The organism is Hornefia butyriciproducens (assembly GCF_009695915.1).
Classification (GTDB): Bacteria; Bacillota; Clostridia; order Peptostreptococcales; family Anaerovoracaceae; genus Aminicella; species Aminicella butyriciproducens.
Window position 1 is genome coordinate 1 of record NZ_VUMZ01000013.1, and the last position, 24,510, is coordinate 24,510.

The 24,510-nt window shown below is 53.6% G+C and carries 18 protein-coding genes and 1 riboswitch; all 18 genes read left to right on the top strand.

Going from position 1 to position 24,510, the window contains the following annotated elements; genetic code table 11:
- On the top strand, positions 1-1,181 hold a 1,181-nt coding region (locus FYJ64_RS10565; protein WP_206045648.1), incomplete at its 5' end, for an InlB B-repeat-containing protein.
- A gap of 242 nt (positions 1,182-1,423) precedes the next feature.
- The gene (locus tag FYJ64_RS10570) at positions 1,424-2,125 is read left to right on the top strand and encodes a cysteine hydrolase family protein (RefSeq protein WP_154575099.1); all 702 of its coding nucleotides are present in this window, start codon (positions 1,424-1,426) and stop codon (positions 2,123-2,125) included.
- A gap of 110 nt (positions 2,126-2,235) precedes the next feature.
- Positions 2,236-3,627 (top strand): APC family permease, encoded by a 1,392-nt coding sequence (locus FYJ64_RS10575; RefSeq protein ID WP_154575100.1) that lies wholly within the window; start codon positions 2,236-2,238, stop codon positions 3,625-3,627.
- A gap of 196 nt (positions 3,628-3,823) precedes the next feature.
- Positions 3,824-5,164: an aspartate aminotransferase family protein gene (locus FYJ64_RS10580; RefSeq protein WP_154575101.1), complete on the top strand. Its 1,341-nt coding sequence runs from the start codon at positions 3,824-3,826 to the stop codon at positions 5,162-5,164.
- Positions 5,165-5,318: 154 nt separating this feature from the next.
- A complete protein-coding gene (locus FYJ64_RS10585; protein WP_206045649.1) occupies positions 5,319-7,607 on the top strand; it encodes an ATP-binding protein in 2,289 nt (762 codons plus the stop codon).
- 207 nt (positions 7,608-7,814) lie between these two features.
- Entirely contained in the window at positions 7,815-9,251 is a 1,437-nt protein-coding gene (locus FYJ64_RS10590; RefSeq protein ID WP_154575103.1) for a sigma-54-dependent transcriptional regulator, read from the top strand.
- 386 nt (positions 9,252-9,637) lie between these two features.
- Entirely contained in the window at positions 9,638-9,859 is a 222-nt protein-coding gene (locus FYJ64_RS10595; RefSeq protein ID WP_235897173.1) for a DUF1858 domain-containing protein, read from the top strand.
- A 2-nt stretch (positions 9,860-9,861) separates the two neighbouring features.
- Positions 9,862-10,455, top strand: coding sequence for a hypothetical protein (locus FYJ64_RS10600; RefSeq protein WP_154575104.1), 594 nt, complete (start codon positions 9,862-9,864; stop codon positions 10,453-10,455).
- A gap of 13 nt (positions 10,456-10,468) precedes the next feature.
- Complete coding sequence (locus FYJ64_RS10605) at positions 10,469-11,041, top strand: hemerythrin domain-containing protein (RefSeq protein WP_154575105.1); 573 nt, start codon at positions 10,469-10,471, stop codon at positions 11,039-11,041.
- Positions 11,042-11,478: 437 nt separating this feature from the next.
- Entirely contained in the window at positions 11,479-12,618 is a 1,140-nt protein-coding gene (locus FYJ64_RS10610) for an oxidoreductase (protein ID WP_154575106.1), read from the top strand.
- 140 nt (positions 12,619-12,758) lie between these two features.
- Positions 12,759-14,039: a galactokinase gene (locus FYJ64_RS10615; RefSeq protein ID WP_154575107.1), complete on the top strand. Its 1,281-nt coding sequence runs from the start codon at positions 12,759-12,761 to the stop codon at positions 14,037-14,039.
- Positions 14,040-15,812 (top strand): UDP-glucose--hexose-1-phosphate uridylyltransferase, encoded by a 1,773-nt coding sequence (locus FYJ64_RS10620; protein ID WP_154575108.1) that lies wholly within the window; start codon positions 14,040-14,042, stop codon positions 15,810-15,812.
- A gap of 64 nt (positions 15,813-15,876) precedes the next feature.
- Positions 15,877-16,869 carry a UDP-glucose 4-epimerase GalE gene (galE, locus tag FYJ64_RS10625; RefSeq protein ID WP_154575109.1) on the top strand — a complete coding sequence of 331 codons (993 nt, stop codon included), beginning with the start codon at positions 15,877-15,879 and terminating at the stop codon, positions 16,867-16,869.
- 151 nt (positions 16,870-17,020) lie between these two features.
- Entirely contained in the window at positions 17,021-17,974 is a 954-nt protein-coding gene (locus FYJ64_RS10630; RefSeq protein ID WP_206045650.1) for a LuxR C-terminal-related transcriptional regulator, read from the top strand.
- Positions 17,975-18,106: 132 nt separating this feature from the next.
- The gene (locus tag FYJ64_RS10635; protein ID WP_154575111.1) at positions 18,107-19,345 is read left to right on the top strand and encodes a DUF819 family protein; all 1,239 of its coding nucleotides are present in this window, start codon (positions 18,107-18,109) and stop codon (positions 19,343-19,345) included.
- A 192-nt stretch (positions 19,346-19,537) separates the two neighbouring features.
- The gene (locus FYJ64_RS10640) at positions 19,538-20,779 is read left to right on the top strand and encodes a DUF819 family protein (RefSeq protein WP_154575112.1); all 1,242 of its coding nucleotides are present in this window, start codon (positions 19,538-19,540) and stop codon (positions 20,777-20,779) included.
- An 18-nt stretch (positions 20,780-20,797) separates the two neighbouring features.
- Complete coding sequence (locus FYJ64_RS10645) at positions 20,798-21,508, top strand: M15 family metallopeptidase (protein WP_154575113.1); 711 nt, start codon at positions 20,798-20,800, stop codon at positions 21,506-21,508.
- Between the two features lie 154 nt (positions 21,509-21,662).
- Positions 21,663-21,888: riboswitch (cobalamin riboswitch) on the top strand.
- 281 nt (positions 21,889-22,169) lie between these two features.
- Positions 22,170-24,338, top strand: a complete 2,169-nt coding sequence (locus tag FYJ64_RS10650; protein WP_154575114.1) for a sirohydrochlorin cobaltochelatase — start codon at positions 22,170-22,172, stop codon at positions 24,336-24,338.
- The last annotated feature ends 172 nt before the right edge of the window (positions 24,339-24,510 follow it).

A 24,510-nucleotide genomic window follows, 5' to 3' on the forward strand; every position in this document is an offset into this window, starting at 1 on the left:
ACAAGCTGACCTACAGAGGAGCAGACAAGCTGGACGCGGACAAATACCCGGCAGCAGTGAAGAAGGCTCCGGAGGACACGAAGGAATACTACAAGGGCGACACGGTCACAGTATCCACAGACCCGGCAGACCGGAAGATTGACGATCCGGACAATCACGGAACGTGGACCTTCAGCGGCTGGCGGACCGGCGGAAAAGACGCCGGAAAGACCGTCACCGTGGATGCGGAAGACATTACGCTGACCGGAACCTGGACATTCACGCCGTATGATAAGCTGACCTATGACGGGAACGGCGCGGACAGCGGCAAGGTTGCCGGAGCAGAAGCGCCCTCAGGAAAGGACGTCACCGTAGAGAAGAACGGATTCAGCCGCAGCGGTTACCGCTTCACCGGCTGGAACACGGCGAAAGACGGAAGCGGAGACGCTTACAAGGCCGGTGACAGCTACACTCTGAAAGCCGGAACGGACGATGTTCTGTACGCCCAGTGGGAGAAGGCCCGCAGCGTGAGTTACAAGCTGACTTACAGCGGAGCGGACAAGCTGGACGCGGACAAATACCCGGCAGCAGTGAAGAAGGCTCCGGAGGACACGAAGGAATACTACAAGGGCGACACGGTCACAGTATCCACAGACCCGGCCGACCGGACGATTGATGACCCGGACAATCACGGAACGTGGACGTTTGAAGGCTGGATGAATGGAACGCTGGCGGCTGGTGAGAAACTGACAATAGGAACCGACAATATTCAGCTGACCGGAACCTGGACATTCACGCCGTATGATACTTTGACCTACGACGGAAACGGAGCGGACAGCGGTTCAGTCGCCACAGCGGAAGCGCCCTCCGGAAAGGACGTCACCGTAGAGAAGAACGGATTCAGCAGAGACGGTTACCGCTTCACCGGCTGGAACACGGCGAAAGACGGAAGCGGAGACGCTTACAAGGCCGGTGACAGCTACACTCTGAAGGACGGAACGGACGATGTTCTGTACGCCCAGTGGGAGAAAAACAAGACGCATAAGAAGGGCGGCGCTGATAGGCACTCCAACGGAGGAAATCCGGATACGGGAGATGTCACCGGGCTGTACGGATATGTGCTGCTGATTGTGACCTGCGCGGCCGCGGGGATTGTTCTCCTCCTGATCCGGCGCAGAAGGAACGCTGACCGGACGAAATAGACCGGCGGCTGACAGAGAAATGACAGATACTGTTACCGCGGAGTAACAATCAACCGGAAAGGTAACGTTACCAAACGGTAACACTCTTCACCATCAACAAAACGCCTCAGGGCAAACAAAGCGAAGGACGTTGGAATTCCAACGTCCTTTTGCTATGGAAAAATTCTGAAGACTATGGCACGGATATCGCAATAGATATCGGTGCTATTTTTATCACTCTCGATTCAGAATGGAGGAAACGAATGAAAGTCAATGATAAGTATCTGAATTTCTATTATGAGACGATGGGAGAAATCGACGAGCCGGTCATCGACCCGAAGAAGACGGCCCTGCTTCTGGTGGATCTGCAGAATGAATTTGTTCTCCGCGACTTCGGTGAAGCACTGGAGTATAAAGCGGCGGGCGAATGGGACCGCTGGATTCCTTTTCACGACAGGCTGGACAACATCGTCGTTCCGAACAACGAAAAACTCCTGAACTTCTTCCGTGCGAACAAGATGGCGGTGACCTACGGACGAATCGCCTGTCTGCGGGAGGACGGCGAGGATCGTTCGCCGGTGCAGAAGTCAGAGGGCTGGAACAATATGCTGATGCCGGTGGACAGCTATTCTGCCCAGATGATCGATGAACTCGCGCCGATGAAGAACGAGATTGTGGTTAACAAAACGACGGACAGTGTCTGCAACGGGACCAACTATCTGACGCTGCTCCGGTTCATGGGAATCGAGACCGTCGTGGTCACCGGAATCGTGACGGATCAGTGCGTTGCCTGCACCGTCCGGGATCTGGCGGACGCCGGGCTGAAGGTAATCTGCGTTGAGGACGCCTGTGCGGCGGGGAGCATGGAACTTCATGATGCGGAATTGAAAATCATGAATGTGATTTACTGCAATGTGATGAGCACAGACGATACGATTCAGTTAATCAGCAGAAATCTGCAGTAGGAGAATCCTGCAGTAGAAGGACACTATGGAAAAGAAGATGAATCAGACTGGGCTCTGTAAAAAGTTGACGCTGTCTGATTCTGACTCGGACATGACAGGAGGTATTTTTCATGAGTGAAGTTGCGGTAAAAGCGGTAAAAGAAGATACTACCCTGAAGAAGGGAATGAGCTTCTGGCAGATCTGGGCGTTCGGCGTAGGGTCTGTGGTCGGAGACGGACTATTTATTTATCTGGGACAGGGCGTTCAGACGGGAGGGCCGGTGGCGATTCTCGCTGTTGCGTTTGCGGGATTCATGCAGATGGCCATCATGCTGGCAATGGGAGAACTGGCAGTCGGAATGCCTTCAGCCGGTGCGATGACATTCTGGTGCTCCAAATATCTGAACCGGTTCTGCGGTCTGTTCGCCGGAATGACCTTTTCAGTAAGCTGGATTGTGTTCGGCGGGTCGACGAGTATCGCACTCGGGACGATTATGGCGTACTGGGCGCCGATTGGCGGACAGGCCTTCGCGACGCTGTTCTGGGCTGTGATCTGGTGGTCGGTGTTCGCTGTTCTCAATATCGCCGGAGTTTCCATCGCGAGTAACGTTCAACTGTTCCTGGTGGTCGTGCTTGTCGGAATTATGGCCGTATTCGGGATCGCGGGTGTGGTACACGGACTGAATATGGATAATTTCACGCCCTTCGCTCCCTTCGGTTTTAAAGGTTTTGCAAACACGATTCCGATTGCGTGCTTTGCCTTTATGGGAGCAGCCACAATCTGTACCTGCGGAAATGAATGCAGAGATCCGAGAGATCTTGGTAAATCTCTGTTCTGGGCGTCTCTGACATTCATCATCGTATACTGTCTTGCGATGGTCGTCGTCATCGGTGCGGTGAACTGGCGAGACCAGTCTCTGGACGTCTCTTTGTTCACTCTTGCGGCGAAGACGCTGTGGGGGCCTGTCGGAGGAACTATCCTGAATATTGCTGCGTGGATCGCGGCGGCCACCTGCCTGATCAGCGGATCGCTGTATACTCCGTCGAGAGTGTTCTTCGGAATGGCGGAGGTCGGTTATATGCCGAAGGTGTTTGCGAAGGTCAACGGCCGGACGAGAACTCCTGTAAGAGGGCTTGTGATTATCTGGGCGTGTGGTATGATATTAATCCTGGCAGGTGCAAAGTGGGGTGCGAGCCTCGTTTACACCACTCTCGTCAATCAGGGAGTGGTCGCCTGGACGCTGGGCTGGATCCTGGCTATCATCGCCGGCATCAAATACCGCAGGGAGCTGCGGGCGCAGGGCGTAAAAGACATCAAGGCTCATATAGGGTGGAAACAGCCGCTCTATCCTGTGACGCCGATTATCGCGCTGGCGTCATCCGTGTATCTTTTGTATCTGTGCCTGAACGGAGTCGTCGCAATCGTCGGCATGTGCATCTGGCTTGCGGCCTTCTGCCTCTACTACTGGCGCATAAAGACAAAGGTCAAGGCAGGAGAACTTTCGGAAGACGTATATTTCTGATATGAGCAGTGTCTGCCCGTTAAGTCCGCCGGACTTAACGGGCGCTGCCGCAGGATTTTCGGGCGGACCCTCTGAAAACTCTTGCGGCAGGCTACCGAATATGCCGTCGGTATTACTGATATTTCAGGTATATTCGGTGTTGAGCACTTATTAAGAAGGAAGGAGGAACCCTCCGGCAAAACGGACGGGAAAGATAATGAACAGAAGTACCGAATTATTTCAGCGGGATGCGGATGCTGTCAGCGATGTGATGAAACTCAGATTTTATCCGATGGTTGCAAAAACTGCCGGAGGCGCGCTGATCCGGGATGTGGACGGCAGGGAATATCTGGACTTCAGTGCGGGATGGGGCGTTGCCAATACCGGTTACGGACACCCCCGCATTGTGGATGCGGTATGTAAAGAAATGAACAGGCTGTCATTTTCCCCAACAATATCCGTGCTGAACGAGGAAAGTATAGAACTGGCGGAAAGGCTCAGGGAAATGACGCCGGGGGATTTTGAAAAAGCGGTCTGGTACGGTCATTCGGGATCAGATGCGAATGAATTTTTGTACAAAATGATCCCGGCCGCGACCGGCCGGAGCAGGATTGTTTCCTTTGTCGGCTCCTATCATGGACAGACGATGGGGTCGTATTCCATGTCGGGGCATCCTGCACAGGGAAAATTCACGGGCGGCGGAAATGTAACAAAGATACCGTATCCGTACTGTTACCGCTGTCCCTTCGAAAGAGACAGGGAAACCTGCGGACTGTTCTGCCTGAGATATGTGGAAGATTTTGTTTTTGCCTCACAGGTGTCTCCCGCGCAGGTCGGAGCGCTGATTGCAGAGGCTGTGCAGTGTGACGGAGGTGATGTGGTTCCCCCGGACGGTTATCTGCAGGGACTTGAGAGGCTGTGCAGAAAATATGGAATCCTGTTTATCCTCGACGAGGTGAAAATCGGATTCGGGCGGACCGGAAAAATGTTCGGTTTTGAAAACTGGGATGTGACGCCCGATGCAGTCGTTATGGCGAAGCCCATGGGATCCGGACAGCCGATCAGCGCCGTGACCGGTAGAAAGGAACTGATGAACGCCGGTGTGGGGATGCATATGTTCACCACCGCCGGAAATCCGGTGGCCTGCGCCGCATCTCTCGCCACAATTGAGGTGATTGAAGAAGAAAAGCTTGCAGAGAATGCTGAGATACAGGGGGAATATCTTCTCGACAGGCTCCGCGAACTGCAGGCCGGCTGTCCCGCAATCGGCGATGTTCGGGGGAAGGGTCTCGTGATCGGGGTTGAGCTTGTGGAGGATACGGAAACAAAGAAACCGGCGTCGGAGCTGGCTGCGCTGGTTGTCTATCGATGCTATGAGCTGGGACTTCTGCTGTATGATTCCGGTATCAGTGCCAATGTGATTGAGCTTACGCCTCCGCTGATTATCACAAAACAGCAGTGCGACCGGGCGGTCGAGGTCCTCCGGCAGGCAATTGAGGATGCGCTGGCCGGCAGAATTGTCCGGGAGGATCTGGGAGATTTCGCAGGCTGGGGCTGATGCTTCGGCCGCGAGTTTCGTCTAGTGACTCTTCGCTGGCTGGACAGCGTTCCTTCTTATCCCTCTGTACATATAGTATAAAAGTACACTAATTTGAACTACCAGAAACGTATCTCACAGTATATACTGTTATCATGAGAATGGAGGGATGCCGATGAAACTGCCGGAAATACTTTGTTCCCTTGCGACGCGCGTGATTGTTATTTTCCTGCTTTGCAGCATACTGTACCTGGCGATTTTCATCACATTGTCCGCCTGGCAGACGAAGAATAAATCGGCGCAGTACAACAAAAACAACCTGCAGGAAATCACCAAGGAGAAAAGCCAGCTGATTTCTGCCGGTTTCACGCAGATAGAAAACGATACGACGAATATGGGGATCTGGTACCAGAAGCTTTACCGGCAGTCCGGGGAGGAAACATACAGCTCGCTTCCGGACGGCTATCGGATGAATCAGGATGGGACGATCACCCGGCTCCGCGACAGGAGTGTCAACCGGACGCGGCAGAGCGCCATCTATGTGGCGGGAACTGCGAAGAAGAGCGCCGCATTGTATCGTGACATTGCGATTTCAGAACAGCTGGACGATGCTTTCGCCGAAGTGGTGAAAAACAAGGTGGTTACCTGGGCGTACCTGGTGGATAAAAATAACATCCTGCGCTGCAGTCCGTACAGCGATCTGAAGGCACAGTTCGAAACGGATCATGACCAGCGCCATGATCCCTTCTATCTCGATGCCAGCGAGAAGAATGATCCCGACCGTGTGGCGGTGTGGACAAAGCCTTACTCCGACTATTTGCGGACGGGCTGGATGATCACCTGCTCCTATCCGATTTACGATGAGAAGGATCGTTTCTACGGCGTCGTGTGCATCGACCTGTCGCTGAACAAACTGATGAAGAGGTACTTCAGTGATTTCTCTATCGGAGATACCGGCAGGATATATTGGCTGACAAAAGACGGCGGCATTTATTATCAGTCTGACATGAAGGATTCTGACGAGCAGGGAGAAATTTTCTCAAAAAGTATTTTTGAGAAGGGAGATGTGGGCTCCGCGAAAGAAAAAGCCATGCGCAAGGCGCTGAAGAGCGGCCGAGGTATTTACGAATACAGCGAGCGGCGACAGGAAAAGATTCTGTTTTGTTCCAGAGTCAGCGACACAGACACCGTGCTCCTCATCGAAGTAAACAGAAGCGAGATCGTACCCCGAAACCGCATAGATCTGCCTACCGCACTGATCCTCATCCTTGTCACCATTCTGATGTCCTTCATCTTCCTGATGTGGCTGCGCTACAACTTTTCTCATCCGATGAACGATCTGGTGAAACGGGCCAACCGGATATCGGAGGGGGATTACAGCCTGATCCGGCGCGCTGCGGATGAGAGTGAACTTCGGGAGATCCGTGACCTTGATCGAGCCTTCACCACCATGAATGCCAGGATTGAGGAATATACCCGTTCGATTTCCAAAAGGAACAAAGAAATCAGCACGATTCTTGAGACCATTGAGGGCACTCTGCTCATTGTCAACCGGAACGGGGAAGTTGTCGTTTCCTCCCGTGAGTCGGAGTCGGTTTCGCCGGAAATCGTCATGAGGGAACTGGCGAAGCTGCGGCAGGATCCCCATCCCCAGATGGATTCGGAGCAGATTATTCTGGGAAGCGAGGTGTACCGCAACACCTATTATCCGATCTGCGGCGAAGGCGGTGAACTGTCGGAGGTGGTCATCAGCAGCGACAAGGTGACCCAGAGCGTTCTTCTGGAAAAGGAAGTGCAGCAGATGGAGAAGATGGCGGGCATTGGTCAGTTTGCGGCTGCGATTGTCCACGAACTTAAGAATCATCTGGCGGTGATGAAGGGCGCCGCATATATTCTGAAACTGGAGGGAGTGAACAAAGAGGAGGTCGGCCGCATCGAGCGGGCTGCGGACGAAGCGGAAAAGGTCATCTATACGCTGCTGGATTATTCCAGAGACGATGATGAAAGGATGGAGATGGTACATGTGGGCACCTTCATCCGGCAGATTCTTCTTCTCTCCAACAAAACCCTGATCCGGCAGAATATCGAGGTCGTCGAGAACATCGACAGCAGCTGCTATATCCATATGGGAAGTCCCGAGGCTCTGAAGGTTATTCTGCAGAATATCATCATCAACGCCATCCAGGCGATCGGTGCGGACGGGCGCATCGAGATCGACTGCCGGCGGGATGGAGATAATGTTGCGATTTCTGTGAAAGATGACGGAGAGCCGATACCGGCAGATCTGCGGGAAAAGATATTCGAACCATTTTATACCACAAAGGAAGACGGCAACGGCATCGGCCTATGGATTACGAGGAGGTTGACGGATTCTCTGGGCGGAACAGTAACAGCGACAACCGACGAGAATTCAGTGACGGAATTCGACATCATCCTTCCGGTAAACACCCCGAAGGACGACTAAGCCCCGTCATGCCGCGGCCGGTCAGCGAAGGGACGACAAGCGACACGCCGCAGACGGAAAAGCCCGGCGCTCTGCACGACAGCACTCACACTTGGCGAGCGCGCCGCGGACGAACAGCGAAGGGACGACAAGCGACACGCCGTGGACGAGCAAAGTTCGGCGCTCTGCACGGTGAGCGCGCTGCGGATAAGATAGGAGAAAAAAGAAATGAAAAGCAATTCGATACTTCTGGTGGATGACGACCGGGAATTGCTTGGCGTCTATCAGAAAATATTCACACTGAAGGGATTTCAGGTGCAGACGGCGGACAACGGACCCGCCGCGCTGAAACTCATGTCGCGAGGCGGGATATCTGTGGTGATCCTGGATATTATCATGCCGAAAATGGATGGGATGGAGGTTCTTCTGCGGATTAAGGAGAACTGGCCCTCCACTGAGGTCATCATGCTGACGGCGGAGGGCTCTATCTCCGGCGCAGTGGATGCGGTGAAAAAAGGAGCCTACACATACTTTGTAAAACCGGCGGATATCGATGAGCTGATTGTGAATGTTACAAAGGCACAGGAGCTGGCAGAGGTTCGCCGGGAAAATCATCGCCTGAAGCAGCATATCGACACGATATCGGTGACAAGCCGTCTGATCGGGGAGAGCGACGCTGCCCGCAAAATGCGGGAGGAAGCGGTGACCATCGGACGGACGATGGCGTCTGTATTGATTACCGGAGAAAGTGGAACCGGAAAAGAGGTGATGGCGCACATGATTCATCAGTGCAGCGAGCGCGCCGACAAGCCCTTTGTCTCTGTCAACTGCGCCGCATTCAATGAAAATCTGATAGAGAGCGAGCTCTTCGGCAGTGAACGGGGTGCATACACCGGTGCGGAGAAGCGTCGCAAAGGGCGGTTCGAAATAGCCGACGGCGGGACTATTTTCTTCGATGAGATTGGTGAGCTGAGCCTGAACATGCAGGCCAAGTTGCTGCGTGTGCTGCAGGAGAAAGCGTTTGAGCGAGTCGGCGGGAGCGAGACAATCCAAAGTGATTTCCGTTTGATTTCCGCCACAAATGCAGATCTGAAGCAGGCGGTGGAAGAGGGTCGTTTTCGCCTGGATCTTTATTACCGCATCAACATCCTGCCCATCGAAATCCCGCCGCTGCGAGCCCGGAAAGAGGATATTCCTCTTCTTTCCGTTTACTTTTTCGATCGTATATCAAAAGAAATGAACCGTCGAATCGCCCCTCCGCCCGAAGCCCTGATGCGTTGCCTACGCAATTACGACTGGCCGGGTAACATCCGCGAGCTGCGTAATATCATCGAGCGACTGGTCGTCATGGCAAAGGACGGTCACGTCTCTGTATCCGACCTTCCCCCTGAAATCCGAACCGGATCCGCAGACTCAATAATCGACAGCCGAGGCATGTCAGCCGTCCCAACGAGCAATAACCGAAGCGCGTCAGGCATTTCGGCGGAGGATCATCCCGTTGGCCACGAAGCGCTGCGGAGCGCTACACATAACTTTGAAAGAGATTATATCACCGAGGTGATGCGTCGTAATAGCTGGAATGTCACAAAGGCTGCCCGGGAAATGAACATCGCCCGCAAGACACTCTATAAAAAACTCAATGACTACGGCATCAAATACCGGTAGCCTGCGTCATGAGATTCCGACAGTTCGCGCCGTCAAATTCCGGCAGTATTTTGACAAGCGGTCGGCCTGGGCATAAAAGATGTTCACAGCCATCCATTCGCCGCCGACTGTGAAGGGACGCCCGCTGTTAGTCTATCCGCGGGCACCACAGTCATTTGCAGGATACGATTTACAAATTTTTTAGCCGTAACAATTGTTACGGATTTCTTTGCTGTCTTTCTCCATAATAGCATCAGAAGGTGAAGAGCGGAGCCTTCGCGGAGCCGGCGGATGCGGACCTGCGAGAGGTGAAGAGCGGAGCCTTCGCAAACAATGAGGGCAGGACCTTCATGAGCAGAGAAATCGAAAACCTAAAATTTACAGCAGTATTGCAGGAGGTATAGAAAATGGATAATGCAATGAATACGACAAAAGTAACGAAGGATATGCTGGTGGGAGACATTGTGGCGAATATTCCGGGTGCTGCGGACGCGCTGATGAATGCGGGGATGCATTGCCTGGGATGCCCGGCTTCTCAGAGTGAGTCTCTGGAGAACGCGAGCATGGTGCATGGACTGGATCCGGACAGCGTTGTGGAAGCCGTCAATGCGGCGATTGCGGAGGCGTAACGATGAGTGCATTTTTGGGACCGATTCATTATTGGCTTTATAACAAAATCAAGGTTCAGGAAGACCTGACGGCAGCGATTGCGGAAGCCGGCAGCCGGAACGGATGGGCAGCGCTGAAGGACGGCAGCCTGAAGGCTGAGTGTGTGGATAATGATCTTGCTCCACTGGAAACACAGATCGACACCGCGAACATTCACGGCTGGCTGCAGACGCGGATTGATGATGCGGAAGCGCGGTATGCCAGGCTGGTTACGGAGATACTGAAGCAGGAGCCGCGCCTGGAGGAAATCACAGAGGCTGCGTTTTTGTACGGGAAAAGTCTCCGCACGACGACGGAAACCGCCATGGATGCGTATCGCCTGCTGGACGAGTCGCTGCTGGACGGAATGCCCTGTGACAATGTAAATCAGGTGACACAGAACGATGCCCGGGATTTTCGCTGGCAGCGCACTGCAGACCTTCACGGCAAGTACTGGACGGATCCTGCCGCGCCGCCGGACGTCTATTACCAGATTCGCGAGGCCATGATCCGCGGAATGCTGGAAGACACCGGATTTGATTTTGTTGACGAGAGCGGCAGCTGCCGCATCGCATAGTAGGAGGAAAGTTATGTACGCGATAGATGTGATGGTGGAGGAGCACAAAAACATCAACTATATGCTGCGGGTGATTCGGGAGAATTGCTGCGGAATTCTGGATGGGGCGCCGGTTGATGCGGATGAACATCGGAAAATGATTGATTTTGTGCGGAATTATGCCGATCGTTATCATCACGGGAAGGAGGAAAAGTTTCTCTTTCCTGTCATGGAGAGCAAACTGGGGGTTCCCGGACAAAGTCTGATTCGCCACGGCATGCTGGTGGAGCACGATCTGGGACGCGCCCATGTGGCCGACTGGGAGAATGCGCTGGAGCTTTATGAGAAGGAGCCTCTGGCCACGCATAAGCTGGATATTCTGACCGGCGCGATGGGTTACGCTGACCTCCTTCAGCGGCATACCGAGAAGGAAAATAATGTGGTTTATCCTTACGGCGAGGAGCATCTTTCTGTCGACGACAAAACCGCCATCGACATGCAGGCGCAGGAATTTGAGGCCCTGCCTGAGTCAAAGGAAGTTCGCGAAAAACATCTGATGTTTCTGAAAGAGATGATGGAAAAGTACGGAGTGGAATACAGCCGGTGACATATAAGTCCGGCGGCGTCCGCGACCGGCGGCATCGACATCCGCGTTTGTGAGTGTAGCACCTGCGATTGCCGACATTCGAGGCACGGATATTTACGACCGGCGGCATCGACATCTGCGTCCGCCGTTGCCGACATCCGCGGTCGGTAACCTGTACAACCTGTGACAGACGGTCTGTCGCAGGTTTTTTTGTTCAGAGCCCGGAGACGACCAATACTCAGAGCCGGAAAGCGAACAATGGTTAGAATCCGGCGGTGAACTTTGTGCATAGAATTCGGAAGTGAAGTTCGTATTGAATCCGGCAGTGAGTACGTGTAGAATATTGGTAGAATTACAGTTTTGAGAATGGGTGTGCGGGGACAGCGGAAGAATGCCGGCGCAGAAGGAGATGGGCGTGCGAGGACAGCGGAGGAATGCTGGCGTAGAGGGAGACCGGAATGGGGAAATTCAGCAATTTGGAAAAGTCATTAAAGATCGGGGAACTTACGTCTCGAAACCGGTTTTGTGTACAGCCGATGGAATGCTGTGACGCAGAGGCGGATGGAAATGTTTCGGCTCGTGCGTTGAAACGGTACGCCCGGTACTGCGACGGCGGGGCCGGAGTCGTTGTGATTGAGTCTGTGACATTGCAATATGCCAGCAGAAGTACGCGCCGCCAGCTGTTGTTGAATATCCACGACCCCGTGAACCGAAGAGGATGGGAGGATTTCTTCCGAACACTGAAAATTCTTCATCCCGGTGCTGTCCTCATCATGCAGTTGAATCATGCGGGCGAATATTCCTCCGATGAGTGGTCGGAGCGGGTTTGTGTCAAACCGAAGGAGGGCTTCGGAGGGCGGCAGATCGATGCGGAATATGTTGACGGCGTGATTCGGGATTATATAGAAGCTGCGGAATTTTTGTACCGGATCGGATGTGACGGAGTGGATCTGAAATTTTGTCACGGATATCTGGGTTCACAGATTCTGCGCCCATATAATGACCGGAAGTGGAAATACGGAGGGAGCTGGGAGAACCGCAGCCGGTTTGCTTTCGATATGTGTGGAGAGATCCGGCACAGAATTCCGGATCATCGTTTCCTGGTCGGTGCCAAGGTTTCCGTTGTCGAAGGAATCTGGCAGGGTCAGGGTAACCGAGGAAATGAAATCGATGTGACAGAGTCCGTGGCTTTGTGCCGGGGACTTGAAGATCGCGGGGCCGATTTCATTATTGAATCGCTGGGAGCAGCCAGAGAACGGTGGGATCTTATGGCGCCGAATCACGACTGTCCGGAACACGTCTGGCTTCATGTGACGGCCGCTCAGGTGATTCGGAACGCATTGAAACCGGAGACCGCGGTCATCTGCGGAGGACTTTCGGCGCTGGGCAGAGATTACGGAGAAATTACAGACTTCTGCATAGGTGACGGAATGTTTGATATGGCGGCGATCGGACGGCAGGTTCTGGCGGATCCGGATTTTCCGGCGAAGATTCTGGGCGGGAAAGCGGAGGAGATTAATTATTGCAGATGCTGCGATGCCTGCGGCGAGCTTCTGGTTCGGCAGAAGCCGACCTGGTGTGTGTATGGCAGACTTTGACGCGGCATGACAGTGCGCGTCGCACGGCATGGGGAATAAAGGAAAGTTTACGGACTTTGTTCACGTGGCGCCACCGCGGATAACGACACCCGGTATGACAGTGTGTGTCGCACGGTATGAAGGAACGGAAGGAGAAAAGCATGTCTGAAAAAGCAATCCGGCTTGTCCGCAGGCTTCAGGAAGGGAAATTTCAGGAGCAGCTGAGACGCGTTGATCCTTACGAGATCGCGATGAACCGTAACAGGGCGCGGTACATCAGCGCGCTGGAGGAGTTCCGGAGACTGTATGGTGACCGGACTGTGGAGATTTACAGTGCTCCGGGCCGTACAGAAATCGGAGGGAATCACACCGATCATCAGCACGGCCGGGTTCTGGCCGCCTCCGTAAACCTTGACATTATCGCGGTGGTATCGCCGACAGAAGATAATCTGATTACGCTGAAATCAGCAGGATATGCTCCTGTCTGCGTTAATCTTGCAGAACTGCAGCCGGTGACCGAGGAAAACGGAACCTCTGCGGCCCTTATCCGTGGAGTCGTGAGCGAACTGGAAGCGGCCGGTTTCAGTTCGGGAGGATTTCGGGCCTATGTTACCGGCGATGTACCCGGAGGGGCGGGTCTCTCATCTTCGGCGGCCTTTGAGATACTGACGGGAACTGTTATCTCCGGACTCTATCACAATATGGAAATTCCGGCGCAGACTCTGGCCCGTGCGGGACAGGAGGCGGAGACACGGTATTTCGGGAAACCCTGCGGTCTCATGGATCAGATGGCCTGCTCCGTGGGAGGACTCATTTATATTGATTTCGCGAACGATCCAGCGGAGGTCCGGCGGCTGGAGACAGACTTTGAAAAGTTCGGGCATGTGCTTTGTATCGTGGAAACAGGCGGATCACACGCGGAAATGACGGATGAGTATGCGGCGATTCCGGCAGAGATGCGCCGGATAGCAGGTTTTTATCACAAAGAAGTACTGGCGCAGGTGGAACCTGAGGTATTTTGGAGGGATATCCCCACACTGAGAAAACAGTTTGGAGATCGGGCGGTGCTGCGCGCGATTCACTGGTTTGGGGAAACCTGCCGCGTTTCTGCGCAGGCCGACGCACTGGAGGCCGGGAATTTTCCGGAGTTCCTGCGACTGATTCGGGCATCCGGGAATTCCTCCTTTCAATATTTGCAGAATGTCAGTTCTCGCAGGGATCCGAGAGAGCAGCCGATTGCCCTGGCTCTTGCCGTCAGCGACAAAATTCTGGCCGGGCGGGGCGCCGCCCGGGTTCATGGGGGAGGCTTTGCGGGAACAATACAGGCCTTTGTTCCGGAAGACCTCGTGGAGGAATACAGAAAATCGATGGACGGGATTTTCGGAGAGGGTGCCTGCCATGTGCTCAGGATCCGGAAGTACGGAGGAATGAAGGTGATATGAATGGAATTGATGAAGGACATCGGACTGCTGACGGAATATGGAATCGCAAAGGGGTTGATAGAACCGGAAGATTGCAATTATACGATTAACCGGTTGCTGGAGGTATTCGGGCTTTCGGCTTATGACCCGACCCCCGCGCCCGCGCAGGGGTCGGAAGCGGAACGGTCGGACGCACAGGCGAACTGCCCGGAAGCCCGGCCGGCGCCGCCGGTTCTGCAAACCGGCGAAGGCGGCTCCGCCGCCACGACGCCTGCGGCGCCGGCGCCGGCCGGGCCGGACCTGGCTGGACTGCTGAACAGACTGTGCGACGAGGCGTATAAAAGAGGCCTCATTCCGGAAAACAGCGTGACATTCAGAGACCTTTTCGATACCAGACTCATGGGAATCCTGACGCCCCGTCCCAGCCTGGTTCAGAAACAGTTCCGGAGGCTTTATGTTCAGAGCCCGAAACTCGCTACCGACGGATTTTACCGGTTCTGCCAAGACACCAATTACATTCGCACAGACCGGATTGCCAGAGATCTGAAATGGACAGTGGACAGTGATTATGGAAAAATCGATATTACGATTAACCTGTCTAAACCTGAAAAGGATCCCCGTGCCATCGCGGCGGCGCGCAGCGGAGAGAAGAGAGCAGACCGGTTCGCGAGTCTCTCGCCCGGCTCGTTCGCAAGTTGTCAGGATTCTTCGCCCGACCGGCTCGCGGACTGCTTGAAAGGATCGCTCGCGGGCTGCCCGGAAGGTTCACACGCGAACCTCGCAGGCACTTCACCTGATGCCCGGATCGCCTATCCGCGATGTCAGCTTTGTATGGAGAACGAGGGTTACGCCGGACGGCCGGATCATCCGGCCCGGCAGAATCTGCGGATCATCCCCCTTGAACTGCAGGGGGAACGGTGGGGATTCCAGTATTCGCCGTATGTCTATTATAATGAGCACTGTATCGTCCTGAACGGCTGCCACGTTCCGATGAAGATCGACCGCGGAACATTCCGGAAACTGTTTGATTTTCTGCGGCAGTTTCCTCATTATTTCATCGGCTCTAACGCGGATCTGCCCATCGTGGGAGGTTCCATTCTTACGCACGATCATTTTCAGGGCGGACGGTACACGTTCGCGATGGAGCGGGCGGAGCCGGAGGAGACTTTTTCTGTCCCCGGCTATGAAGAAGTATCAGCCGCGATTCTTCACTGGCCGCTGTCCGTCATCCGGCTTCGCAACAGCGATCCGGGCCGTCTGACAGATCTTGCGGATCATATTTTGTGCGCGTGGAGAAATTACACGGATGAAACGGCGGGGATCTACGCGGAGACCGGCGGCGAGCCTCACAACACGATCACGCCCATCGCCCGCAGGCGCGGCGCCGATTACGAGCTGGACCTGGCGCTGCGGAACAACATCACGACAGCGGAGCGGCCGCTGGGGCTGTTCCATCCGCGCCCGGAATATCATCATATCAAGAAGGAAAACATCGGTCTGATTGAAGTGATGGGGCTTGCGGTTCTGCCGTCCCGGCTGAAGAGGGAAATGGAACTTCTGGCGGAGTGTCTGACTCGCGGCGGTGATCCGGCGGAGCATCCGTCGCTGACAAAACACGCCCGGTGGGCATCGGAGCTTCGCGACAGATATGCGGTGATTGATGAGACGAATGTCCGGAGAATCTTGCGGGAAGAGATCGGACGGGTCTTTGTCGGCGTGCTGGAAGATGCGGGTGTGTTCCGATGCACGGAGGAGGGACGGAGAGCCTTTCGGCGGTTTATCGCAGCATTGTAGAAGGTCGACGAGAGCCATGGGAGACATCGGCGAAGCTGACAGGAAAGATACGGAGGTAAAAAATATGAGGATTCTGGTTCTTGGCGGAGCGGGCTATATAGGCTCGCATACTGTGTATGCGCTGGCGGAGGCCGGCCATTCTGTTGCGGTGATTGATAATCTGGAAACCGGACACCGGGCGGCAGTGCATCCGTCGGCAACGTTCTATCAGGGAGACCTGCGTGACAGGAATTTTGTGGACAGCGTGCTGGAGCAGGAGACGGAACTGGACGCGGTGATTCACTTCGCGGCGAATTCCCTGGTGGCGGAGAGTATGCGTGATCCCCTGAAGTATTATGATAATAATCTCTGTGGCACAAAGACCATGCTGGAATCGATGGTGGCGCACGGGGTCGATAAAATTGTCTTTTCGTCAACGGCGGCGACCTATGGAATTCCTGAGCGTGTTCCAATCCGGGAGTCGGACCGTACTGAACCGGTGAATCCGTACGGGGAGACCAAGCTCTCCATGGAGAAGATGTTCAAATGGGTCGGAAAAGCTCACGGACTCCGGTTCGTGTCGCTGCGGTACTTCAATGCTGCGGGCGCGCATGTCAGTGGTCTCATCGGCGAGGATCATCATCCGGAAACGCATCTGATTCCTCTGATTCTTCAGGTTCCTGCAGGCAAAAGAGAATTCATCAGTATCTTCGGTACGGATTACGCCACAGAGGACGGGACCTGCGTCCGGGATTACATTCATGTGACCGATCTGGCTCAGGCACACATCAAAGCGGTGGAGTATCTGATGGAAGGCGGACACAGCGAAATCTTCAATCTTGGTAACGGCGTCGGTTTTTCGGTGCGTCAGGTGATCGACACCGCCCGAAAGGTTACAGGACTGCCTATCTCTGAAAAAGAGGAGGCGCGTCGACCGGGTGATCCGGATGTGCTTATCGCTTCCAGCGATAAGGCTCGGGAACTTCTGGGGTGGAAGCCCGAGCACGACAGCCTGGAAGACATCATTGCCACCGCCTGGAACTGGCATCGCCGGAACCCCGACGGGTACCGGGAATAAACCGCGCATTTCCTGCAATTACCCTGCGTAGCAGTCTTGCGAAATTTCTTAGTGATGTTGCCCCTCGGCCCTGCCCAAGGTTCGCTTTGTATTCCCTGCTGCTATGGTAAAAGTCCTGCAAGTATGGTATAATTCGGACATGCAGGGCTTTTTGGTATACATTTTTAATATTGCGTTCATCATCCTTTACATGAAAGTCATGGAGGTATGCACAAGGGCGGAAGGCAGCACCGGTCTGCGCTGGATTCGGGATCTCCGTCTCCTGTTTCTGATACTGCTGGTTCGGACCGTTATTAATTTTGCCTTCGATATGGGGCTGATTCAGGCGGATGTGCAGGGGATGGGACGTTTTTATCTGAACCTGAACACCACGGCAGACACGTTGATCTGTCTTTTTTATATCTGGTTTGTCACTGATTTTCTGGGACGGAAGGAACGAAGCGGATTGTATTTTGTCCTCGCACTCTGCGCGGGTCTGGAGTTTGCTGCTATCGACGCAGTCTCTTTCACCGCGCTGGCCCCCTTGGGACAGTCGGCGATTTTCCTGTCTGCCGTTGCAACATTTGTATATGGTGTTGTTTCCTCTCGAGGGGACAAAGAAGAATCCGCCGGTGTTTTTCGCAGGCTGTGTATGGTGGCGACGGGGTTCGCGGCCGCGATTTTCATGGAGAACATCTGGGTCTATCTCGTGAACGACAAAGGCTGGTTCGATTTCGGTTATCGGGTGAATCCTGTGGATTATCTGTTTAGCATTGTGATGGCTGTCTGGCTGGTGCGCTGGATCCGACGCATCGATGCCAGTGCGGAAAACAGTGCGATTGCGAGAAACCTCAGCCGTGAGAAGGGCGGAGAGGCGCCGCAGAGCCCTGTGAACGAGCAGGAGAAGATGGAACGGTTCTGCAGTTATTACAAAATGACCGGCAGGGAAACACAGGTGCTGGGTCTGATTCTGAGCGGCAGGAGTAATCAGGAAATTGCGGATGCCCTTTTCATCACGGTGGGAACGGTCAAGCACCATGTGCATAATATTTTCACCAAGCTGGAAATCGAGCGACGCAGTCAGCTGATGCGGATGTTTATCGATTTTCAGGAACCGGAGGAGTGAGTCGGCAGGCGGCTCGTTTTGATGGGACACAAATCCGGCCCGGAGGAAGCCGTTCGGAGGGAACCGGACGCGTTCCGGTACGGCAGAGACCGTATGAACGGGGACATATATCTAACTTGGAGGCGACTGTTTATGTGGGGACACATATTTAATCTGAAGGACCCCCTGGTGGGGGCGGACAACACGTGGGCGCTCTGGACAATCTGCATCGTGGGAGCGTCTGCCGCGATTATGCTGGAACAAAGGTATCAGTGGGCATCGAAGGTAACCGGAGCGCTGATCGCGCTGGTGCTGGCGATAGCGCTTTCCAATTTCGGCATCATTCCGATGGAATCAGGTGTGTGGGATGCGGTCTGGGACTATGTGGTTCCGCTGTCGATTCCGATGCTTCTGATGAAGTGTGACATTCGCAGAGTCGGTCGCGACTCCGGGCGGATCCTCGGGATTTTCCTGATCGGCTCGGTGGGCACCGCCTGCGGCGCCATGATCGGATACGGAATTCTGCGGCAGTACATTCCGGAATTGGCGAAACTGGCTGGCGTATTCACCGCAACATACATCGGCGGAGCCGTAAATTTTACCGGCGTTGGAAAGGCGCTCGGCGTCTCCGCCGGAACGATGTCCTCTGCGACGATGGCGGACAATACGATGATGGCTATCTGCTTTCTGGTTCTGATGCTGATTCCGTCCGCCGGATTCTTTCTGAAACGGTTTCCGCATCCGCTGATCGACGATATAGAAGCAGTGAAGCGTTCTGTGGGCAACGGCGGTGAGGAGGAGTACGAAGGGGCTTTTGCCCGTCCGCGCGAAATTTCTCTGAGAGACATCGCACTGACTGTGTCCGCCGCATTTGTGATCGTCAGCATTTCTTTCTTCATGGCGAATATGCTTGGTCGGGTGATTCCCAGAAACAATTCGGTTCTGATGATGTTTAACACGCTGTTGGGAAACGATTACATCTGGCTCAGCACGATTTCCATGGTCTGCGCCACGGTAAAGCCCCGCTTTTTCGGAGGCATCCGCGGTACAGAAGAGATAGGAACATTTTTGATCTATATTTTCTTCTTTGTTATCGGTGTTCCTGCATCAGTGTCGGGAATCATCCAGTCGCCCGTCCTGCTCCTTTATGCGGCGATTATCGTCGGCGTGAACATGCTGTTCTGCTTTGTGGCGGGAAAATTCCTGCATTATGATCTGGAAAGCATTATCCTGGCGTCGAACGCGAACATCGGCGGTCCGACGACAGCGGCGGCCATGGCGGTGAGCAAGGGATGGAAGCCGCTGATCGGCCCTTCGATTCTGGTGGGGATTATCGGATACGTTCTCGGCACATATATGGGGCTGCTGGTCTGGGGAATTCTGGAATTTTGACGTAACTGCAAAAAAATCCCAAAGTTATAACTAAAGTTCATTGCATAATCCGTCCAAAAGACTGATAATACAGATAAAGGTTTGCCGGAATTACGGCACGGGTGCGGATTTCTGCTGCCTGACGCCTCCCGATTTTACTCGACTTTTTTCAATCGGAGCGGATGCGGAGAAACCGTGCAGAAAGGAGTTATTATGTTAAATTCATTCTTTCAGAGTACGCTCGGAAGACCGTCGCTGATCTCACCGGATGACACATGGGCTTTATTGTTCGTGCTGGTCGTCAGTGTGGCGCTGGCGATCTATCTGGAGCAGAAGTATACCTGGGCGTCCAAGCTTTCCGGCGCGATTATCGCGCTGATCTTCGCTCTGGTTTTGTCCAACATCGGAATCCTGCCGACGAACAGCACCCTGTATGATGACATCATCTGGGGATATGCGGTTCCGCTGGGTATTCCGCTCCTGCTGCTGCAGTGCAACATGAAGAAGATCTGGAAGGAGACCGGACGTGTCATGATCGTTTTCCTGATCGGAGCGGTAGGAACCTGCCTGGGCGCGCTGCTGGCGTATCAGCTGCTGCATAACGCGGTGCCTGAGGCGGCCGGCGTAGCGGCAATGATGACCGGTTCCTATATCGGCGGCGGCGTGAACTTCGCTGCCCTGGCAACGCAGTTCAAGGTGAGCGGCGGAACCATCGGAGCGACAACTGTTGCGGACAACCTGCTGATGGCGCTGTACTTCTTCGTCCTGATTCTGTTCGCAGGACTGAGATTCTTCCGCAGCCACTACACCCACCCGCACATCGACGAGGTGGAGAAGAACGGGCTCGGCGATTCGCAGACACAGGCAGCCGCTTACTGGAGCCGCAAAGACATCTCGCTGAAGGACATCGCCCTGAATCTGGCCTACGCTGTGGTCATCGTGTTCTTCTCGAACCTGATTTCCATGGGCATTGCCAATGTCATCCCGACAGACAACGCGATCCTGAAGATGTGCAACACCTTCTTCGGCTCCCAGTATGTCTGGATCACCACGCTGTCCATGATCGTCGCCACTTATGGAGAGACGCAGGTACAAAAGCTGAACGGTTCGCAGGAAATCGGCACGTATTTCATCTATTTGTTCCTGTTCGTCATCGGTGTTCCGGCGTCCATTTATCAGATCATCACACAGACGCCGGCGCTGCTGCTGTTCACCGCGATTATGGTAATCGTCAACATGCTGTTCTGCTTCATCGGCGGCAAGCTGCTGCACTTTGACCTGGAGGACTGCATCCTGGCGTCCAACGCGAACATCGGAGGGCCGACCACCGCGGCCGGCATGGCCATTTCCCAGGGCTGGAGCCAGCTGGTCGGACCGATTATGCTGGTCGGAACCTTCGGCTACGTCATCGGTACGTATCTCGGCGTCGTCATAGGCGGAGTTCTGGGTGCATAAGACTGAGGAGGCGATATTGTGTCGAATTATACTGAAACGCCGATTCCGGTTCTTCCGGATCTGGAGCAATACACAAAGACAGCCTTTATCGACTCTCCGCTGACAGAAGTAAAGGAAAGCGAAAAAATCGACATCAGGATGCAATATCCGGTTCTCGGATTCAAAAACGGAGAACAGAGATGCTTCCTGCGCAGGGAAGTGCATGAGATGCTGCAGAACGCAGCGGCAAAGCTTCCTGAAGGATACCGATTCCGGATCTGGGATACCTGGAGACCCTTTGCACTGCAGGAGGAACTCTTTGTCTCGTACAGCGCCAAAATAATAAAGGAGTTTCATCTTGAAGACATGTCGGAGGAGGAACAGCACAGTTTCATCGGCAAGTTCGTCGCTAATCCGATTCCAGACAGGACTCTGCCGCCGGCACATACCACAGGCGGAGCCGTCGATCTGACTCTTGTCGGTCCGGACGGGGAAGAACTTGAGATGGGGTGCGGCTTCGACGCCTTCACCGACAAAACCAGAGCCGCCTTCTTCGAGACAGAGGAGGCCGCAGGGCTGCCGGATGCGGAACTTATACGGGATAACCGCAGGCTGCTCTATCATATCATGCTGGAAGCCGGCTTTACCAACCTGCCTTCCGAATGGTGGCACTTTGAATACGGGGACAAAAACTGGTCCGCCGTTGTCGATAAACCCGCCCTCTACGACGGGATCTTCGAGCTGGACTGAAACTGATGTAAGCTGAAACCATATGCTGATGGGGACTTCGGGAAATCCGGAGCCTCATCAGTTTTTTATCTTTCATGGTTACGACATCGATTTCGTGTCCATCACACATCTTGACACATCCAGAAACGGTTGATATAATTTCAGTAGAGAAAATGACAATTGAAATCCGTTCAGTGCCGCAAAATCCTTGTGGTTAAAAGGGAATCAGGTGAGATGCCTGAGCGACTCGGTCACTGTAAACAGGAAGTACATCACAATAAGCCATTGGCTCCTGAACCGATGAAAGCGGTGAAATCCGCAGAACCGTCGGCGGATCTGAGAAGGCGTGATGTGCGGTATTACCTGTGAGCCAGGAAACCTGCTGAAGGGAGTGGAATTGGGGAATGACTTCCAGAGAAAGCTTCACCAATATCGCCGGGATGTGGATATGCTCTTCCATTTTTTGGCGTGTCAGGCCTGCTTTCCAAAGCGGGTTTTTCTTTTGCGATCAACAAAGGAAGAGCCGGCGGGCTGCAGAGAACATCTTTCTCATTGACAAAAATAGAATTCTGCAAACCCGGGTACAGGAATGAGGCAGGGATTTCGTGGCGGGAAGTTTATGAATCGATCCGTTGATTGCCATTAAAAAAACTATTGGTGTTTTATTTGTGAGGAGGAAAACATGACAAGCAGTTTAAAAAAACTGGCTGTGCTGATTCTGTCTGCACTGATCCTTATCTCCTTCAGCATCATCCTGACGCCTCAGGCATATGCAGCTGACGGTGATGAAAACAGTGTGGAGCTGACAGTAAAAGCCGCAGGCATGTTCAAGCCGGATTCTGCATCTTTGGTCAAGTCCGGCGGTAAGAGGACGCTGATCATCAGAGACGACAGCACATCTTATGACAAGTACTATGTGGGAAAAGCTTCTGCCGCGCGCCTGTACGGGTACGGCAGCGGGGCGGTCAACCCGACGCAGGAGACGATCGACGGCAAAAATTATCAGGTCTTTACTGTGGATGTAACCGGTAGTGACCTGAGTAAATCATTTATCATTTCTACTCATTCAAAGAAAAATCTGACATGGTATGAAAGAACGATAACCGTCAATGAAAAAGAAAAGATACTTGATACTGTCGCCGGTGACGGAGCCTCGGTCAGCGCGAAGGATGGAGTCGAAAATTCTACACTGAAGGCTACCACAGAAGAGATTGAGACCAAGATGACAGAAGAGCAGGCAAAAGCCTATGTTGATGCCAACGACAGCCCGCTTCTGGTTGCAGGTCTGATCGGAGAAATCTATATCCATCCTAAAAAGACTGCTGAGGAGCAGGCAGCGCAGGCCGTTCTGACGGAGAAGACGGCGAAGATCGCCAAGTATGCGTATGATAAGCTGTCTGACGAGGACAAGAAAAATGTTCCGGAGATTCCGGACGGGCTCGGCTATGAATACCCGGGAGCGGGCGGAGCTGATTATTTTGTCAGCACCGGAGATGCCAGAGAGGACAATCCGCTGAACACGAAACCGGACAAAAAGAAGGAAATCCTGGTCTGCAGCTTCGGCACCAGCTATACTGACAGCCGTGTTGCCACCATCGGCGGAATCGAAAAAGCTCTGGCAAAGACCTACACCGACTACAGCGTGAGAAGAGCCTTCACGTCTCAGGTAATCATCAATCACATCCTGGCCAGGGATGAGGAGAAGATCAACACAGTCAGAGAAGCCATGAATCAGGCGAAGGAAGCAGGAGTTACCAATCTGATTATTCAGCCGACCACATTGATGAACGGCGAGGAATATGACCAGATTAAACGGGATGTTGAACAGAATAAATGGGACGGCGTGACAATCACCTTCGCTGAGCCGCTGCTGGGCATGGCAGGCGATTCCGCAGACACCATCAACGAAGATAAGACTGCAGTTGCCAGAGCTGCCGCAGAAGCCGCCGTGAAAGACGACGGAAAAGATGTCAGCGCGCTGACAGGCGACAGCGACACTGCCTACGTGTTCATGGGTCATGGAACCGGACATACGGCAAATATCACCTACACACAGATGCAGACAGCGATGACCGGCCTCGGTTACAAGAATGCGTTCGTTGGAACCGTTGAAGGGGAAGAACGTAATGATCCTAATAATGCTGTTTCTGTAGTCCTCAAGAAGGTAAAGGACGGAGGCTATTCCAGAGTTGTCCTGAGACCTCTGATGGTTGTTGCCGGAGACCACGCCAACAATGACATGAACGGAACCGATGAGGATTCCTGGAGAACCATTTTTGAAAAGGCAGGATTTAAGGTAGAAGGTCAGATTGCCGGCCTGGGCCAGATCGATGGCATCCAGCAGATGTATGTTGCCCATACTCTGAGCGGCATTGCGGCGCAGGGTGATGCAGAGCTGACGAAGTCCGCGCTGAAGGACTATACTAAGTCTGTAAATGATAAAATCGAGCAGATGAAGGCAGACGCCGATACCACCAAGGCGGAACTGGAGAGAGCAAAGGAAGACCTGGCCAAGGCCAAGGCAGAGTATGCTGACTACAAGGCTAAGGTGGAACTCGCAGCGAGCTCAATTTCCGGTGTCAAAGCAAAGGCAAGCAAAGGTAAGAAGATCACGGTTTCCTGGAAAAAGAATTCTAAGGCAGAAGGATATAAAGTCTATCGTTCCACTAAGAAATCTAAAGGTTTCAAGGCCGTGGCTACGGTGAAATCCGGTAAGACTGTGAAGGTCACTGTCAAGAGCGGACAGAAAAAGGGGAAGACTTATTACTTCAAGGTCAGAGGATATAAGAAGATCGCCGGAAAGACCTGCTACAGCAAATACAGCAAGGTTGTAAAGGTCAAGGCGAAATAAAGAGATGAAGACTGCGCTGCACAAAAACCCTGAGCAGCATCTGAGTAACAAGAGAAAGTAAAAGAGCATCTGATGGAGGACAGCGTATACGTGCGCAATCGCGGTATCGCCGTCCTCTTTTAGTACTTTTTTCTTGCGGCCGGGATAGTAATAGGGTAAACTAAACATACAA